This is a genomic window from Nocardia sp. CA-129566 (genome assembly GCF_050956075.1).
Lineage (GTDB): Bacteria > Actinomycetota > Actinomycetes > Mycobacteriales > Mycobacteriaceae > Nocardia.
On sequence record NZ_CP192085.1, the window covers coordinates 5,295,212 to 5,312,533 of the forward strand.

The window sequence follows — 17,322 nt, forward strand, 5'->3', positions numbered from 1 at the left end:
GATCCGGGACGACTCCCCCTCCCTCCTCACGTTGCAGCAAATTCCGGGCTTGCCGACACGACCACCGAGGTGGTGGGCTATTCGGAAACGCCATAACACTCACGTCCCCGATCCCGTTCGCCGTTCGGTCGCGAAGGAAGGCGGTCTACCAGGCAATCGCGTGGAGTAGCCGGCCGGATTTCAGCGCCGAGATGACGAGGGGAGCAGCACATGGACGACGAGACCGAACGCACGCCGCGGCTCACGGCGTTCCCGCGCATCGACGACTACGGTTTCATCTCCGACTGCGAGGTCACCGCACTCATCGCCCCCAGCGGAACCATCGAGTGGATGTGTCTGCCCCGCATGGACTCCCCCAGCGTCTTCGCAGCCATACTCGATCGTTCCGCCGGTTCGTTCCGGTTCGCCCCGGCCGACCTGATGGTGCCCACCGATCGCCGCTACGTCCCCGGCACGATGGTCATGGAGACGAGTTGGCGCAGTGGCGAAGGGTGGGCGACGGTTCGCGATGTGCTGCTGGTCGGGCCGTGGCGGCACCAGCTACCCGGCCGCAGTGCCCATCGTCGAACCCCCACCGACTACGACGCCGAGCACATTCTGCTGCGGACGGTGCGCTGTGAGACCGGGCAAATCCAGTTCGGGCTCGACTGCCAGCCGTGCTTCGACTACGGCCGGCATCGTGCTCGTTGGGAGTACCTCGACAGCTACCATCTCGCACAGGCCAGCGCCGACGGGATCGATCTGCAACTGACGCTCAGCACCGACATGCGCTTGGGGCTGGAAGGTACGCACGCGCTTGCGCGCACCCTGCTGAAGGCAGGCGACACCCGCTTCTGCGCGCTTTCCTGGGGTAGTCGCGACGCACCCCGCGCCGTCGACGAGGCCGATGACCGGCTGCTGCAGACGATCCACCACTGGCGGCACTGGCTGGCCGGCGGGCGGTTTCCGGACCATCCGTGGGCCGCCCAGCTCACCCGCAGCGCGCTGACCCTCAAGGGGCTGACCTTCGCACCCACCGGCGCCATCAGCGCCGCCGCCACCACCTCGTTACCCGAAACCCCAGGCGGACAACGCAATTGGGACTATCGCTACTCGTGGATACGCGACTCCGCCTTCGCGCTGTGGGGTCTGTACACACTGGGCTTCAGCTGGGAGGCGAACGACTTCTTCTCCTACATCATGAACTTGACCGAAAACGTCCGGGACATGCAGATCGTCTACGGCATCAGCGGCGAAAGCGACCTCACCGAGCAGATCCTCACCCACCTGCGCGGCTACGAAAATGCCGCACCCGTGCGCATCGGCAACGACGCGTACCAGCAACGTCAGCACGATGTGTGGGGCGCTGCGCTGGACGCGGTCTATCTCTACGCGCGCAACCAAGACCAGATCGACGCGCGAGCCTGGCTGGTGCTGAGCCGCGCGGTCAAAAGCGCCCTCACCTACTGGCGCAAGCCCGACCATGGCATCTGGGAAGTCCGCGGGGAGCCCCAACACTTCACCTCCAGCAAGGTGATGTGCTGGGTTGCCGCCGATCGCGGCGCCCGGCTGGCCCGCATCCACCAGGACTTCGAACGCGCGCATCGCTGGCAAGAGGCCGCGGACGAAATCCACGCCGACATCTGCGCGCATGCGGTCGACTCCCGGCAGGTGTTCACCCAGCACTACGGCAGCACGGCGCTGGATGCTTCGACCCTGCTCATTCCGCTGGTTCGTTTCCTGCCCCCCGACGACGAGCGGGTACGCAATACGGTGATGGCCATCGCCGACGAATTGACCGAGGACGACCTCGTATTGCGCTACCGCGTCGGTGAAACCGACGATGGCTGCGCAGGGGAAGAAGGCGCCTTCACGATCTGCTCGTTCTGGCTGGTCTCGGCGCTGTCGGAGATCGGGGAAAAGAAGCGAGCCAGACAGCTGTGCGAGAAACTGCTCGCCTACGCCAGCCCACTCGGCCTCTACGCCGAGGAGATCGACCCCCGAAGCGGACGGCACTGGGGCAACTTCCCCCAGGCGTTCACCCACCTCGCGCTGATCAACGCCGTCATGCACGTCATCCAGGACGAACAGACCATACTGCGGCAGGCACTCGGCGGGGAATCGATCTCCCCACGGCTGGACGATGCGTCATTCACACTGGGATACATGCACCGCTGACCCTGACGGTTCAGTCGCTTGCCGCCAATTCGGCTGCCGTGTGCGCGATTTCGTCCGTCGGGTCGCCATGAAGTTGGGCAACTGTGCGATGTCGAGCATCAAAGGCCGAGATCATCGAAGGACCGCGACCAGATCGCCGCACTACATCTAGGCGCCCGAGAACCAGCGCCTGCGGGTCGGCGGCTGATCGGCGCACGCACACCGTTGCGCCTGTGGGACATCGCCGAGCACCTCCTCCACATGCTCACCGCACCCGGTGTAGCCGGGCTTGCCGCAAGTCCGGCAGACAATTCGTTGACACATTGTGCTGTTTCCTTTCGGTGAAACGGACTCCCTCGCGGGATTACCTGTTCTGGTCCGCGAATGCGTCACGCCAGGTCCGGTACCCGCCGTCGAGATTGACGGCGTCCCGGCCGAGCTGGGTCAGCAACCGCGTCGCACTGTTACCGCGCTGCCCCACCTGACAGAACACCAGAACCGAACCTGCCGGGATCTCGGCAACCCGTTCGCGTAGCTCGTCCAAGGGGATATTGACTGCACAGGGAATGGAACCAGCGATGAACTCCTCCCGCGATCGCACGTCGACCAGCTGCGCTCCTGCCACAATAGCCTCGCCGATTTCATGCCACTGCACCGTGCGGATAGCGCCGACGCGCAGATTATCGGCCATGTAGCCCAACATGTTCACCGGATCCTTGGCCGAACCGAACTGCGGTGCGTACGCCAGCTCGAGGTCCATCAACCGCGAGGCCGGAATACCGCCCGCCATCGCAGTGGCCAGCACATCGATGCGCTTGTCGACACCTTCCCCACCGACCGCCTGCGCGCCGAGTATCGCGTCGGTATCCGGATCGACGAGCAGCTTCACCGACATCGCACGCGCATCCGGGTAGTACCCGGCATGGGCGAGCGGATGGGAATGCAGCACGCGGAACGGGCGCTCGGCGGCTCGCAGTCGCTTCTCGCTCCATCCGGTCACCGCCACCGTCAGGTCGAAGACGCCGACGATTGCGGTGCCCCACGCGGGCGGGTCCGTGACCGACAGACCCGAGATCGCATCCGCGACCAGCCGCCCCTGCCGATTCGCGGCATTGGCCAGCGCAACGAGCGCCGACTGCCCTGTTACCGCGTCCCGCTTCTGCACCACATCGCCGACCGCGTAGATATGCGGCGCCGACGTGCGCAAACGATCGTCGACCACGATGCCACCACTCGGGCCGAGCGCCAATCCGGCCTCGCGGGCCAGCGCGCTCTCGGGACGCACCCCGATGGCCATGACCACCAGCTCGGCCGCGACCACGCGCCCATCCGAGAGCGTCACCGTATCGCCGTCGACGCGTATCAGCTCCGCACCCAACTCCAACCGGGCCCCGTGATCGCGCATTTCGGCGGCGACCGGCGCGGCCATCTCGACATCGAGCGGTGCGAGCACTTGCTGAGCGCGCTCGACCACGGTGGTCGAAATACCGCGCCGCACAAGATTTTCGACCATCTCCACACCGATGAACCCGGCCCCCACCACCACCGCCGACCGCACCCCGGCCACCGCTTCCACCAGGCGGTCCACATCGGCGACATCACGCAGTACCAGCGCCCGCTCGACACCGGGCAGCGGCGGCACGATCGCCGCGGCACCGGTGCTCAGCACCAATTCGTCGAAGGCTTCGACATATTCACGACCCGAGTCCAGCGCACGCACGGTGACCGTGCGCCCCTCCGGGTCGATGGCCACCGCTTCGTGCCGGACTCGCACGTCCAGCTGGAACCTCGCCGCGAGCGACTCGGGCGTCTGCAACAGCAGCGATTCGCGTTTCGGGATCACTCCGCCGACGTAATAGGGCAGACCGCAATTAGCGAACGACACATGATCGCCGCGCTCCAGCACGATGATTTCCGCCGATTCGTTCAGTCGCCGCAGACGGGTGGCGACCGACATACCACCGGCGACTCCACCGACGATCACAACCTTCATCTCGCTCCTCCCAGCGGGCCACGGCACCGCATGTGCCGGATGCCACTCTTCACATCAAATACCCCTGGGGGTATCTTCACTTCGAAGCCTCAATATACCCCCTAGGGTATGGAAGGAGAATTGTGATGACCGACTCGTTGACGGTTTCCCCGGCTCGCGGCACCTCGCCACCGCACCGGTCCCCCGGCGCACTCAGCCGACTCGGGGCAGCGATGGCCGGTCGCGCCCGGATCGTGTTCGGCATTTGGCTGGTGGTGCTGATCGCGCTCGGCGCCGCCGCTCCGAGCGTCTTCACCGCACTGGCCGGGGCAGGCTGGCAGGCCAACGGCTCGGAATCGGTGCGCGTGCGTGAACTGGCACAGCAGCATTTCGGCGGAAACTCCTCGGCGGCGGTGCAGGTGGTCGTTCATTCGGACACCGCGACAATCGATAGCCCACAGGTGGCGCAGCTGCTCGGCGAGATCAGCGACGTCTTCCGTGGCGATGCGCGCTTCGGCGAAGTGATCGCGCCGCAGCCGAGCATGTCGATCAGTCCGGACGGGCACACCGGCATCCTCATCGCGGGCGCGAATGCCACCACCGACGAGATGGTCAAGGCCGTCGACGAGCACAAGGCGGCGCTGACCGCCTTGTCCGGCAACGGCATCGAGGTCTACCCCACCGGCACTTCGGCGCTGTGGAGCGATTTCAATGAGGCCGATCACAACGCCATGATCAAGGCCGAAATGTTCTCCTGGCCGGTCACCTTGGCGATCATGGTGCTGGCCTTCGGATCGCTGGTCGCCGCCGGACTGCCGCTTCTGCTCACCCTGGCCGGACTGGTGACCTCGGCCGGTGGTCTGGTGCTGCTCAACCACGTCACGCCGATCTCGGTGTGGGCCATGAACTTCGCGATGATGTTCGCCCTCGCACTGGGGATCGACTACGCGCTGTTCATCGTCGCCCGCTTCCGCGACGCGCTCACCACCGCGTCGAATACCAGGGCCGCGGTCGCCGAAACGATGAATACCGCGGGCAAAGCCGTTGTGCTGTCCGGACTTACGGTTCTGGTCAGTCTGTCGGCGGTACTGATCGTGCCCGCACCCGCCGTGCGGACCATGGCGGTCGGAATCATGTTCGCGGTGACCTTCGTACTCGCGGCGACCATGACCCTGCTGCCCGCGGCGTTGGGCGCCTTGGGCGACAAGGTCAATGCCGGTGCACTGCCGCGCGCCAAGCGGCAACAGCACCATTCTCCGCGGTTCGCCGCTTGGGGCCGACTGCTGCACGATAAGCCGTGGCCGTTCGCGATCGGCGCGGGCATCCTGCTGATCGCCCTGTCGGCTCCGGTATTCGGGCTGCGCGTGGCCATGCCGTCCATCCAGGTCGTGCCGTCGGACGCACCCGTGCGTCAGGGCTACGAACTGGTGCAGGCCCAGATGGGCAAGGGCGCACCGGGCATGCTGCAGATCATCGCCCCCACCGACGAGGCCACCCAGGTCGCGCCGGCCGCGAATGCGGTCGACGGGATCAGCATGGTCACCCCGGCCCAACCCGCCCGCGACGGCAGCGGGCTGGTGATGATGCAGGCCCTCCCCGACATCGATCCGTCCGACGCGCGCATGGGCGAGATCCTCGACCGGTTGCGCGCCGAATTGCCTTCGGCCGCATGGGTCGGCGGTGCTCCGGCGGAAAACCTGGACCTGCAGCAGGCACTCGATGACTATCTGCCGATCATCGTCGGGATCATTCTGATACTCGGATTCGCGCTACTGCTGATCGCACTGCAGGCGCCGTTGATCGCCGCCCTCGGCACCGTGGTCAGCCTGCTGTCCACGGCCGCGGCCTTCGGCGTCGCGAAGCTGATCTTCCAGGACGGCCACGGCGCCAGCCTGCTCGGGTTCACCCCACAGGGCTTCCTGGACGGCTGGGGACCGGTGTTCTTCTTCGCCATGATCTTCGCGATCGCCATGGACTACACGGTGTTCCTGCTGGCCACCGCCAAGGAGCACTACGAGCATTCCGGCGACCCGAAGGCCGCACAGGTCGACGGCCTGTCGCACTCCGGTCGGGTGATCTTCGCCGCCGCCGCGGTCATGGTCGCGGTGTTCTTCACCTTCGCACTCGCCGACCCACTGCCGCCGAAGGAGATGGGCATCATCCTCGGGGTCGCCGTCCTGCTGGACGCATTCGCGGTGCGCCTGGTGCTGATGCCGGTGCTGCTGCGGCTCACCGGGCACGCCGCCTGGTGGTCCCCGGCCTGGCTACGCAGGCTACTGCCCTCGATCAGCTTCGCCCACCACTGAAATCACCTCCAGGGGCTCGGCACACACCGAGCCCCTGGATACCCCTGGGGGTATGATTGGTGATCTACTCGATGAAAGGAATATCCCATGGTCGGCAACGAAGAGACCATCGCCCTGGTGCTCAATCGGCTGCGTCGTGCACACGGCCAGCTCGCCGGGGTGATCTCCATGATCGAGCAGGGCCGCGACTGCAAGGATGTGGTCACCCAACTCGCCGCCGTCTCCCGCGCGCTGGACCGCGCCGGCTTCAAGATCGTCGCGACTGGGCTGCGCGAATGCCTCACCGGCGACACCGCCGACGGTTCCGAACCGATGACCGAAGCCGAACTCGAGAAGCTCTTCCTCGCCCTCGCCTGACCGCGGAAAGCACAGGTACGCAATAGATCTCGGTCATCGATCCGCACGCCGACCGCGACCAGCGACCAGCGACCAGCGACCAGCGACCAGCGACCAGCGACCAGCGACCAGCGAGGAGGATCCTATTGGAGCGCTTCCTTCGCCAGGCGGGGAAACAGCTCTAGAGCGTTTCCTCGGTTGATCGCGGCCCGGCCGGTGTCATCGAGACCGGGATAAGCATCGAACTGGCCGGTGAAGTACGCGACACCGAGTTCGGGTGCGAACGGCCAGTCGCTACCGAAGAGCACATGGCCGGGGCGGGCGAAGGCGAGCAGACTCGGCAGCGCCGCCGGGCTGCCCGACAGCGCGGTATCGAAGTAGAAGCCGCTGAGCTCTTCCAGGATCTCGAGGGCATTGCGGCCGGTTTCGACCGTAATCGCGCCGGCGATGCGATGCGATGCGTAGGGCACGAACCCGCCCGCATGCGACAGGATGAACCGAATGTTCGGGTAGCGTCGCGGCACGCCGCGCAGCACCAAATTCGTTGCGGCGCGCGTGGTGTCGAGCAGAAAGTCGGCCGCGAACGGCGGAATCCCCGCCACCGCTGGCCCCGGCAGTTCCGAGGGGTGCACCAGGACCACGGCGGCCCGCCGATCCAGCTCGGCCATGACCGGATCGAATGCCGCGTCGCCCAGGTAGTGGCCATGCGCGTTTGCCAGCAGCACGACACCGTCGGCGTTCAGTTCGTCATATGCGTGCGCGATCTCCTGGACCGATCCCGCCACATCGGGCAGCGGCACAGTGGCGAACTGCCCGAACCGATCGGGGTGATCGCGCACCAGATCCGCGCCGATCTCATTGACCCGACGCGCCCACCTCCGCGCCTCGGCATCATCGCCGAGATGAGTGCCGGGCGTGGACAGCGACAAGATCGCCGTGGCGATCGAATACCGATCCATCAGCGCGAGTGCGCTCTCTGGACTCCAGTCGGGCAGCTCGCGGCCACCAGCAGCGACGATGCCTTTCGTGCGCAGCCAATCGGCATAGTCACGTGGAACGATGTGCTGGTGCACATCGATGCGGGCGGCGGTCATCGGTCATCTCCTTCGACTCGGGCTGCACAAACCACACCACCAAGGTGAGACTCTTCACATTACTGATGTAATCATCAGTTATACAGAGCCGGTCGGTCAAGGGGTGTCGATCAGAACAGGTCCCCCGCTCGAGCGACGGCATCCAACCCCTATTGCCGAGCGCGCCCGCGAACCCGCGTTGAGCCAACCGCTACGGCACGCTTCCCGACAACCGAGCGAACCTATCGGCAGCACTCCGGATCGAGCACAAAACACAAGGCGGACAACGCATCTCGGCGTGCGGCATGCTGGACGGTCATCCCCCGACGCACCGATTCCACCAGCCCGGCCGCGCGCAACTGGCCCAGGTGATGACTGACAGTCGATTCCGCGAGCACAACCGCCGCGGCCAGATCACGGGTATTGACCGTGCCGTCTCGCTCGGCGAGCAGCAATGACATCAATGTGACCCGCACCGGATCCGCAAGCGCCTTCAATCGCAATGCCACCTCGAGTGCGACCCGGTTATCGACCGGCGCCGCCGCCACCGGCGCACAACAGATCGGCGCGGAAACATCGATCACGGGCAGGGCCTTGGGCATGCTCCCATCTTGACATATATCGAAAGCCTTGCCGGCGATGATCCTAAATCATTACTGCCACAACAACATCCCCCCGCACGACACCCGCGGCCACCGCACACAGCGACGGCCGCAGGCAATCGAAGACCTCAGCCCGCGGCGAGCTTTTTCATATCCCTGCGGACGCCGAATGCGGTGATGATCTCGATGACCCCCACGATGATCAGCCACCAGCCCGCGACCAACGCCAGCGTCGCCACCGAACGGACCGGCCACGCGATCAGCACCACACCACCGATCGCGGTGATGACACCGAAGACACCCTGCCAGACCCGGCCGGGCATCGCCGGCTCGGAGATCGCCGCCATCAGCAGCGCGATACCGCGGAACAGCCAGCCGATACCGATCCACAGACCGAGCAAAAGAATCGAGGCCAGCTCGTCACGGAAACAGAAGACACCGATGATGATCGACAACACGCCACTGATGAACGCCAGCACGCGCATTCCGGTACTGCCAAGTGTGCCGAACGCGGCCAGCAACTGCAGGAAGCCGCTCACCACCAGATAGATACCGAAGATGATGCCCGCGGCCGCCAGTGTCACATCCGGCCATACCAGGATCATCACACCGAGGATCACCGCCAGGATGCCGGTGACCAGAATTGTCTGCCACGCACTGCGCGCAAGCGACTGCAGAGGACCCTCTAGCACGCTGTTTGTCGTCATAACGAAATGCTATGCCTTGCGTCAGCAGTTTTCTGGACATTTGCTAGACAATGCGCTGAGCGGCCGACGCTAGGTGGAGGCGCTGATATCGACCATCCGCGCGGTGCCGAATCGGTCCATGCACATACCGAACTCGTCACCCCATATCTGCTTCTCCAACGGCACGGTTATCGTGCCACCGGCGGTCAGCTTGTCCCAGTAGCCGCACAGCTCATCGACGTCGTCACCGCTGAGACTGATCGAAATGCTGCTGCCAGGTTTGTCATCCATGCCGGGCGGGGTATCCGAAGCCATCAATGTGAAACCGTTCGACGTCTCCAGCATCCCGTGCATGACCAGATCCGCGCCTGGCGCGTCCTTATCCCCCATATCCCCGAAGTTCTGAATGGAGAGCGTGCCGTCGAACACGTCCCGAGAGAACCCGAGCGCGGCGCGCGCCGTGCCTGCGAAACCTGTTGTACGGGTTGAGCCTGGAGACCATGGGGACGCTCCTCGGTGCGGGTACCGCCATTCGCCGAGGTCAGTCCTGTGGCCCGGACAACGGGCTACTCACGCACGTTTATCGCCGATCGGGCTCGGGTAGTCATCCCTAAGTGGCTCTCGTCGTGTGCACCTATGGGGTGAAGCGGGTGGGTCGGGTTCACGATCTCGGGTGGCTAGGAGAAGAGGGTGGCTGTTGTTCTCGTCCTGCAGGCACGTGGCCTCGGTGATCTGCTCACCGCGGTTCCCGCGTTGCGCGCGTTGCGACGGGCGAAGCCGCACGATCAGATCGTCCTGGCGGCTCCGCATCGCTTGAAACCGATCGTCGATCTCATCGCTTGTGTCGACACCATGATGCCGACCGCCCAACTCGGCGACCTGCGCTGGGATGCCACCCCACCCGCACTTGCGGTGAATCTGCACGATCCGAGCGCCGAGAGCATCGTCGCGCTCACCAAGACCGACCCCGGTCGCATCCTGTCCTACCGCAACCCGGCCTTTCCCGAGTTGGAAGGCCCGGAGTGGCACACCGATATGCATCACGTCGAACGCTGGTGTCATCTGCTCGAATCCGACGGCATCGTCGCCGACCGCCGCAATCTCGGACTGGTCCCGCCGGTCGCCACCACCAGCCACCGCGATTGCGTCGTCGTACATGTCGGCGCGGGCGCGCCGGCGCGCCGCTGGCCGCCCGACCGGTTCGCCGCCGTCGTGCGTCATCTGCTGGTGCTCGGTCGCGAGGTGGTACTCACCGGTGACGAATACGAGCGCGATGTCGCGCTGAATGTCGCCGCGCGCGCGGGCCTACCGGTGGGCCGGGTTTTGGCGGGCGAGCAGAACCTCATCGAGCTCGCGGCCACGGTCGCCGAAGCCGCACTGGTCATCTCCGGTGATACCGGCGTCGCGCACCTGGCCACCGCTTTCGGGACCCGCACCGTATTGCTGTTCGGTCCGACGCCGCCGCGCTGGGGCGGCCCACCGCCGCATCTGCTCAGCAGGCATGCGGTGCTGTGGGCCGGTCAGATCGGCGACCCGATGGCCGATACGCCCGATCCCGGACTGCTGCGGATCGGCGTCACCGACGTGATCACCGCCGTCGACAAGCAACTCGCCAAACGCGCATGGCCCGGCAGCGGAAACAATCGCGGGCGAACGACGTATCGCCGCGTGGGGTGACCGCCCGCGCTGCGCAGGGCGCGTGGCGGTAACGCGATTCCACCGGCGGCCAGGCCGACCTACCGCGGACAGTCAGCCGGTGGAGCGTTGAGCATCCGTTTCGGGCGTTGTCTCGGTGCGGGCGCTGCTCAGCGCGGCGGCGTAGGCCGCGAGTGCGCTGGGCCAGAACTGCTCCAGGTAGTCACGCGCGTCGCCGAGTCCACGCGGGTCGAGGAAATACAGGTGCCGGTTGCCGTCCGGGCGCATCATGACCAGCCGGGCCTCACGCAGTACGCGCAGATGCTGGGAGACCGCGGAGCTGGTCACCCCGACGAGCTTCGCCAGGTCGCCGACGGCCAGCGGCGCGGTCGGCAATGCCTCGAAGATGGCCCTTCGGGTCGGGTCGGCCAGTGCCTCGAGCGCACGAACTCCTTTAGTCGGCACTGAAATAGTGTGGTCGACCGGCATCCTTCTGGTCAATTCTGCGCTGTGCGGCATTTCACCAGGTAAACAGCGCGTCAACGCCGCTCCGTTATGCAGTTGTTACATATCAAGTGAGCCTTTGTCCGCCTGTGACGGTTGCCACATGATTGCAGAGCCAAGATCGCGGTCCCGTACGTTCATGCCATGTCCGTGACCGTACCGTTACATTTCCGTCGCGGCGCGACCCGTTCACGCCGCAACCGCACCACCACCCGGGCGGTTGCCGTTGCCACGGTCGTCAGCGCCTCCCTCGGCGTGCTCGCCGCCGCGGACCCCCACGCACTGCCCGGCGTCAGCGCCGGGAAGACCGACCAGTCGACCACCGATCCGGCCAGCGCCGCCGTCGCCTTCACCGCATTCACCGCGCCTGAAGCGCAGGTGCCGCAGACCGTCCCCGAGGCCGTCGTCTGGGAGCAGAACCGGCTGGCCGCCGCAGCGCGGCCACGCACCGTTCGCCCCATCGCCGGCGTGCTGACATCCAATTTCGGGATGCGCTGGGGCGCCCTGCATGCGGGCCTCGACTTCGCCGACCCCATAGGCACCCCGATCGCCGCGGTCACCGACGGCACCGTCATCGAGGCGGGCCCGGCCTCCGGCTTCGGCCTGTGGGTGCGGGTACAGCAGGACGACGGCACCGTCGGCATCTACGGCCACGTCAACGACATCCTCGCCACCGTCGGCCAGCAGGTGCGCGCGGGCGACGTCATCGCGACCGTGGGCAATCGCGGCTTCTCCACCGGCCCGCACCTGCACTACGAGGTCCACCAGGGCGACGGCGCGCCGATCGATCCCATGCCCTGGCTCGACGCGCGCGGTATCGCCGTCGGCATCGCTGCCGAGTAAGCGGACTCTCCGGCCCGCAACACATCCCACCGACTCGAGGTTCTGCCCACCTCGCATTCGGGCGGGATCGGACTCGGCCACCACGGTTTTCGCAATTCGATGAGGGGATCGCGGATACCGCGGTGGCCGATTTCTAATACCCCGGTACTACCCGCGAATGGCGCCGCAGCGGGACGTGGTCACGTGCCATCGATTCCTACCTTCGGATCATGCCGACGATCGACACCCTTTCCGCCCCTGGCAATTCCACGCCACCTCGACACCGTCACCCTGCCGCATTCGATCTGCCACGCGGGGGTCGCCTACATCGCCCGCTGGTGTGGATGGTGGCCGCGATGGGCACGCTCGTGCTGTTCTGCGTGGGCGGCATGGCATTCGACGATCGGATGCTGCTCGGCGAATCCGTCTGGCTCAAACCGTTCAAGTTCGGGCTCGCGTTCGTGCTCTACGGGTTCACGCTGGCCTGGTTGCTGTCGTTGCCGCACAAGGGCAGTCGGGTCACCTGGTGGCTGGGGACGGTGTTCGCGGTCACCGGATTTGTCGACGTCGGATTCATCGTGGTGCAGGCCGCACGCGGCACCTACAGCCATTTCAATCACGAAACCGATTCGGTGAATTCGATCGGGCAGATGGTGTTCGCCTCCGGCGTGCCCGGGCTGTTCTTCGCGAATCTGATTATCGTGCTCATCCTTTCGTGGCAGCGGCTGGTGGACCGGCCGACCGCGCGGGCCATTCACGCCGGACTCGGACTCGCAGTGGTCGGTATGGCACTCGGCTATCTGATGGGGTTCACCGGCAAGCAGTTGGTGCGAGACGCCGACGGCAACGTAGTGGAGTTGGTTGCGGGACATACAGTGCTGAACAACCCGTCGCTCGACGCGCGGGACGGGGTCGGCGCTATGCCGATCACACATTGGAGCACGATCGGCGGCGATCTACGGATCCCGCATTTCCTGGGCCTGCACGCTATCCAGGTGCTGCTGCTCGCGGTCGTCGCGCTGGCCTGGTTGGCGCCGCGCCATCCGTGGCTGCGCGCCGAACGTACCCGCGCCGCACTGATCGGGGTGCTCGCTCTCGGCTATGCCGGGCTGCTCGCGATCGTGTTCTGGCAGGCGATGCGGGCGCAGTCACTGGTGCATCCGGATGGCAGCACGCTGCTGGCCTTCGGTGGGCTGGTGTGGGTGATCGGCCTGCTGACGTTCGCCGTGTACTGGCGGGCCCGGACCGCAGTGGACAACACCTCCAGCGCCGCGCGGTTGTTCACGGCGGGCGCCCGACCCCGCGGGTGATCCGATGGGCTCGCCGCGGAACACGCGAGCCGGAGTCATCTAAGCTCCTGCTCCTATGGCCCTCAGCGCAACACTGCACAACTTTGCCGTTCATCTGGCCGACGTCGACCGCGGTGTCTATCAGGAGTTGGACTTGCGGGTGGCACGCCACCCATCCGAAACGGCCGAGTTCATGCTGACGCGACTGCTCGCCTACTGCCTCGAATACGAAGAGGGCATCACCTTCGGTGACGGCGGGGTATCCGCCACCGACGAACCCGCGGTGCTGGTGCGCGATCTGACCGGACGCCTCACCGCCTGGATCGAAGTCGGCGCACCCGATGCCGAGCGCGTGCACCGCGGCAGCAAAATGGCTGAGCGCGTTGCCATCTACACCCACCGCGATCCGGTCAAGGTGCTGGCGCAGCTCACCGGCAAGCGGATCCACCGCGCCGCAGCGATTCCCCTCTACAGCTTCGATCGGGGTTTCATCGATGCCGCCGTCGCCGCGATCGAACGCCGCAACACCGTCACCATATCCATCACCGAACGACTGCTGTACTTGGACCTCAACGGGACGGACCTGAGCACACCGGTCGCAGAACACCGATTGGCATAGCCTGCGACGCGGTTCGTGCTCACCGCAGTCGTTCGGCCTCGCGGGCCAGTGTCAGCAACGTGGCGCTCAATGCCCTGAGCTCTTCGGTGTCCGCACCTTCGCCGATGGCGGTGGCGACGTCCTCGGCGGCGCAGCGGGCGGCGAACCAGCGGTCGGCCAGATCGGCCGCCTCCTGGGCGCTCAGTACCACCGAATCGTCGGGAATCCCGGTTCCCTTCATGCTGTTGCGGTGTTCGTAGGCGCGTTGGCGACAGGACTGACGGCAGTACCGGCGACGGCGACCGGCCTCCGATTCGACGATCTCCCGCCCACACCACAGGCAGCAGGACAGCAAGCGGCGCGACATGACGCAGAACATTAACCGTTCCGGCGGCCGGACGGGGCTCGTGGCCCCGGATTGCCGCCGCGGCGCGGGCGTGGCGGATCGCATCCGTGTCACGCACTACAATGGAACAGTTCACGGCCGCTAGAGACGGCGCACGGCGCACTCGAAAGGGTCAGCGTGCGTCGGGAACTATCGGCGCAGGCACGGTCGTTACACCTAAGGTCCAGCGAGCGTCACGCGCTCGTCCGGCTGCGTCCACCGAACGGACGCAGCCGCAGCGCAACAAGACTCGAGCACACAGGGAGAGGCACACCATGGCAGATCGCGTACTCCGGGGCAGTCGGCTCGGAGCGGTGAGCTACGAAACCGATCGCGACCACGACCTGGCCCCGCGACGGATCGCTCGGTACCGGACCGATAACGGCGAGGAATTCGACGTCCCGTTTGCCGACGATGCCGAGATCCCCCCGACCTGGCTCTGCCGCAACGGCCAGGAAGGCACCCTCATGGAGGGCACCACTCAGGAGACCAAGAAGGTCAAGCCGCCCCGCACCCACTGGGACATGCTGCTCGAGCGTCGCAGCAAGGAGGAGCTGGAGGAACTGCTCAAGGAGCGCCTCGACCTGCTGAAGACGCGGCGCCGGGTCTAGGTTTCCTGTTCAGGGTGTAGGGCGCCGAGCCGGACGGTGTTCGGAACCAGCTGCGCCGCCGACGGAAGTCTTTCGAGACCAGAAAAGGCCGCTTGCATCCAACGATGCGAGCGGCCTTTCTCGTGCCCATGAACGCTGGCCGACAGCCGAACTACGCGCCATCGATGCGCCCGATCACCGCCTCCCCGCCGCCGATCCGGGCGGCGATCAGGGTCACCTCGGCGCTACTTACTTGCTGGCGACCTTGCGGTAGCGGAGCAGGGCCAGTGGTACGACCACGATGAGGATGGCGAGAGAGCAGGCGACGGCGTATTCGATGCAGTGGTCGGCCGGCCAACCGGTGGGAGTGCCGAAACTGGGGGGTGCGCCATTGTCGAACAGCTTGCGGCCCGCGGCAGACACCGCGGTAATGGGATTCCATTCGGCAACCGCGCGCATAGGGCCGGGGAGGGACTCGGCGGAGATGAATGCCGAGGAGATGAACGACAGCGGGAACAACCAGATCAAGCCCGCGCTCTGAGCCACTTCGACGGTGGGCGAGAGCAGGCCGGTGAGCGCGCCTACCCAGGACATCGCAAAGGCGAACAGCAGGATCACCGCGAACGCCAATACGGCGTCGGCTATGCCGCCGTTGATCCGCCACCCGACCACATAACCGCAGCCGACCATGACGGCCACACTGAGGATGTTCACCACCAGATCCGACAGTGTGCGCCCCATCAGCACCGCCAGCCGCGACATGGGCAGGGTGCGCATGCGGTCGATAATGCCCTTCTCCAGGTCGCCTGCCAGGCCGACGGTGGTGAAGGCGGCATTGAAAGCGACTGTCTGGGTGAAGATTCCGGCCAGCAGGAATTCCCGATATTGGCCGCCGCCGAGTGAGGCGCCGAAGATGTAGGCGAAGAGGAAGACGAACATCAACGGCTGAATCGTCGCGGTCACCAGCAGGGTCGGGACGCGCAGGATGGTCAGCAGATTGCGGTAGGCGACGATCGCGCTGTCCCGGACCACCCGGACGTGCGGCGCCGGAATCTCCTGGGGGGATTCGGTTTTCCCGGTCGGTTCCGCTTCGGCGCGCGCGACTGCGGTGCTCATCAGGACAAGATCTCCTCGTGTACGTCGTCGGTTTCCGGCTCGGGTTCGCGCGTGGCGGTGCCGGTGAGGGACAGGAATACGTCGTCGAGACTGGGGCGGTGCACATTGGCGTCGACCACGCACACCCCGGCGTCGTCGAGCCTGCGCAGCGCCTCGACCATGGTGCGCGAGCCGTCGCCGACCATGATCGAGACTTCGTCCGCACCCGGATCGTGGGTCGGCTCGCCGATGCCGACCTGGTCCAAGACCGTCAGCGCCGGCTTGACATCCTGCCCCGCGGCCAAGGTGACGGTGAGCCGGTCGCCGCCGATGGAGGTTTTCAGCTCGTCGGCCGACCCCTTGGCGATGACGCGTCCGCGATCGATGACCGTGATGCGGTCGGCGAGCATATCGGCCTCTTCCAAGTACTGGGTGGTGAGCAGCACGGTGGTGCCGTCGTCGACGAGCTCACCGATGACGCGCCACATATCGAGTCGCCCACGCGGATCCAGTCCGGTGGTCGGCTCATCGAGCACCACGACCGCGGGCCGGGCGACCAATGCCCCGGCCAGGTCGAGGCGCCGCGCCATCCCGCCGGAGTAGGTGCCAGCACGGCGATTCGCCGCATGGTCCAGACCGAAGGCGGTCAACAGTTCGGATGCGCGCGAGGTGGCCTGCCGCTGCGACATTCCGTACAGCCGCGCCACCATGCGCAGATTCTCATAGCCGGTCAAATTGGCGTCGACCGCCGCGTACTGACCGGACAATCCGATTCGCCGCCGTGCCGCCGCCGGATCACGCAAGACGTCGATGCCCGCGACCCGCACCGAACCGGCACACGGCCGCAGCAGGGTGGTCACGATGCGCACCGTCGTCGTCTTGCCGGCACCGTTGGGGCCCAGCAGACCCATGACCGTCCCCGCCGGTATCTGCAGGTCGATCTCGTCCAGCACCCGCACCCGACCGTAATTCTTGACCAGGCCCAGCACCTCGACCGCGAGGCTCACGACTGCGCCTCGCTAGCGCTCGGCTCCGTCGTGCGCCTCGGCGCGCTGTGCTCACGATTCACTCGCTGACGCTCGCTCATGACCGCACCTCGCTAGCGCTCGGCTCCGTCGTGCGCCTTGGCACGCTGTGCTCACGATTCACTCGCTGACGCTCGCTCATGACTCTCCCTCACTGACGCTCGACTCCGGCGTCTCCACCAGCGCCGCCCTGACCGTGGATTGCTCGCCACGGCCGATGAATTGCTCACCTCGCTCACTCACGACTCTCTCCTTCTCCGGCCTCGGC

16 protein-coding genes and 1 pseudogene are annotated in these 17,322 nt (G+C 66.1%); 8 read left to right on the forward strand and 9 right to left on the reverse strand.

The genetic code is table 11. From position 1 onward, the window contains the following. Positions 1 to 210: 210 nt before the first annotated feature. The gene (locus ACQP0C_RS22855; protein WP_433722900.1) at positions 211 to 2,157 is read left to right on the forward strand and encodes a glycoside hydrolase family 15 protein; all 1,947 of its coding nucleotides are present in this window, start codon (positions 211 to 213) and stop codon (positions 2,155 to 2,157) included. 343 nt (positions 2,158 to 2,500) lie between these two features. Here ACQP0C_RS22855 and ACQP0C_RS22860 read toward each other — a convergent pair whose 3' ends face one another. Beyond that, on the reverse strand, positions 2,501 to 4,129 hold the full coding sequence (locus ACQP0C_RS22860; RefSeq protein WP_433722902.1) for an FAD-dependent oxidoreductase: 1,629 nt from the start codon (positions 4,127 to 4,129) through the stop codon (positions 2,501 to 2,503). Between the two features lie 125 nt (positions 4,130 to 4,254). On the opposite strand from ACQP0C_RS22860, the gene ACQP0C_RS22865 reads away from it, so the two are divergent. Continuing rightward, entirely contained in the window at positions 4,255 to 6,414 is a 2,160-nt protein-coding gene (locus tag ACQP0C_RS22865; protein ID WP_433722904.1) for an MMPL family transporter, read from the forward strand. A gap of 87 nt (positions 6,415 to 6,501) precedes the next feature. After that, complete coding sequence (locus tag ACQP0C_RS22870) at positions 6,502 to 6,771, forward strand: metal-sensitive transcriptional regulator (protein WP_357311671.1); 270 nt, start codon at positions 6,502 to 6,504, stop codon at positions 6,769 to 6,771. Positions 6,772 to 6,893: 122 nt separating this feature from the next. On the opposite strand, the gene ACQP0C_RS22875 is transcribed toward ACQP0C_RS22870, so the two are convergent. The 4 genes and pseudogenes from ACQP0C_RS22875 to ACQP0C_RS22890 all read right to left on the reverse strand — a co-directional run bounded on the left by ACQP0C_RS22875 (position 6,894) and on the right by ACQP0C_RS22890 (position 9,613). After that, complete coding sequence (locus ACQP0C_RS22875) at positions 6,894 to 7,844, reverse strand: amidohydrolase family protein (protein WP_433722906.1); 951 nt, start codon at positions 7,842 to 7,844, stop codon at positions 6,894 to 6,896. A gap of 221 nt (positions 7,845 to 8,065) precedes the next feature. Continuing rightward, a complete protein-coding gene (locus ACQP0C_RS22880) occupies positions 8,066 to 8,425 on the reverse strand; it encodes an Rv2640c family ArsR-like transcriptional regulator (protein WP_433722907.1) in 360 nt (119 codons plus the stop codon). Between the two features lie 128 nt (positions 8,426 to 8,553). Further along, positions 8,554 to 9,132 (reverse strand): HdeD family acid-resistance protein, encoded by a 579-nt coding sequence (locus ACQP0C_RS22885; RefSeq protein ID WP_433722909.1) that lies wholly within the window; start codon positions 9,130 to 9,132, stop codon positions 8,554 to 8,556. Positions 9,133 to 9,201: 69 nt separating this feature from the next. Continuing rightward, a pseudogene (locus ACQP0C_RS22890) lies at positions 9,202 to 9,613 on the reverse strand (VOC family protein). A gap of 188 nt (positions 9,614 to 9,801) precedes the next feature. Here ACQP0C_RS22890 and ACQP0C_RS22895 point away from each other — a divergent pair. Beyond that, positions 9,802 to 10,788 carry a glycosyltransferase family 9 protein gene (locus ACQP0C_RS22895; protein ID WP_433722911.1) on the forward strand — a complete coding sequence of 329 codons (987 nt, stop codon included), beginning with the start codon at positions 9,802 to 9,804 and terminating at the stop codon, positions 10,786 to 10,788. 72 nt (positions 10,789 to 10,860) lie between these two features. Here the strand turns inward: ACQP0C_RS22895 and ACQP0C_RS22900 are convergent, their stop codons facing one another. Beyond that, on the reverse strand, positions 10,861 to 11,211 hold the full coding sequence (locus ACQP0C_RS22900) for an ArsR/SmtB family transcription factor (protein WP_433722913.1): 351 nt from the start codon (positions 11,209 to 11,211) through the stop codon (positions 10,861 to 10,863). A gap of 183 nt (positions 11,212 to 11,394) precedes the next feature. Here ACQP0C_RS22900 and ACQP0C_RS22905 point away from each other — a divergent pair, with 183 nt between their 5' ends. The 3 genes from ACQP0C_RS22905 to ACQP0C_RS22915 all read left to right on the forward strand — a co-directional run bounded on the left by ACQP0C_RS22905 (position 11,395) and on the right by ACQP0C_RS22915 (position 13,980). Next, positions 11,395 to 12,093: a M23 family metallopeptidase gene (locus tag ACQP0C_RS22905; protein WP_433722915.1), complete on the forward strand. Its 699-nt coding sequence runs from the start codon at positions 11,395 to 11,397 to the stop codon at positions 12,091 to 12,093. A 335-nt stretch (positions 12,094 to 12,428) separates the two neighbouring features. Next, a complete protein-coding gene (locus ACQP0C_RS22910) occupies positions 12,429 to 13,382 on the forward strand; it encodes a hypothetical protein (protein WP_433722917.1) in 954 nt (317 codons plus the stop codon). Positions 13,383 to 13,437: 55 nt separating this feature from the next. Beyond that, positions 13,438 to 13,980 (forward strand): YaeQ family protein, encoded by a 543-nt coding sequence (locus tag ACQP0C_RS22915; RefSeq protein ID WP_433722918.1) that lies wholly within the window; start codon positions 13,438 to 13,440, stop codon positions 13,978 to 13,980. Between the two features lie 19 nt (positions 13,981 to 13,999). On the opposite strand, the gene ACQP0C_RS22920 is transcribed toward ACQP0C_RS22915, so the two are convergent. Beyond that, a complete protein-coding gene (locus tag ACQP0C_RS22920) occupies positions 14,000 to 14,326 on the reverse strand; it encodes a hypothetical protein (RefSeq protein ID WP_433722919.1) in 327 nt (108 codons plus the stop codon). 293 nt (positions 14,327 to 14,619) lie between these two features. Here ACQP0C_RS22920 and ACQP0C_RS22925 point away from each other — a divergent pair, with 293 nt between their 5' ends. Next, on the forward strand, positions 14,620 to 14,955 hold the full coding sequence (locus ACQP0C_RS22925; RefSeq protein ID WP_040691372.1) for an RNA polymerase-binding protein RbpA: 336 nt from the start codon (positions 14,620 to 14,622) through the stop codon (positions 14,953 to 14,955). Positions 14,956 to 15,183: 228 nt separating this feature from the next. Here ACQP0C_RS22925 and ACQP0C_RS22930 read toward each other — a convergent pair whose 3' ends face one another. Both ACQP0C_RS22930 and ACQP0C_RS22935 read right to left on the reverse strand, forming a co-directional pair. Continuing rightward, positions 15,184 to 15,966 carry an ABC transporter permease gene (locus ACQP0C_RS22930; RefSeq protein ID WP_433734627.1) on the reverse strand — a complete coding sequence of 261 codons (783 nt, stop codon included), beginning with the start codon at positions 15,964 to 15,966 and terminating at the stop codon, positions 15,184 to 15,186. A gap of 83 nt (positions 15,967 to 16,049) precedes the next feature. After that, complete coding sequence (locus ACQP0C_RS22935) at positions 16,050 to 17,036, reverse strand: ATP-binding cassette domain-containing protein (RefSeq protein WP_433722921.1); 987 nt, start codon at positions 17,034 to 17,036, stop codon at positions 16,050 to 16,052. Positions 17,037 to 17,322: the final 286 nt, after the last annotated feature.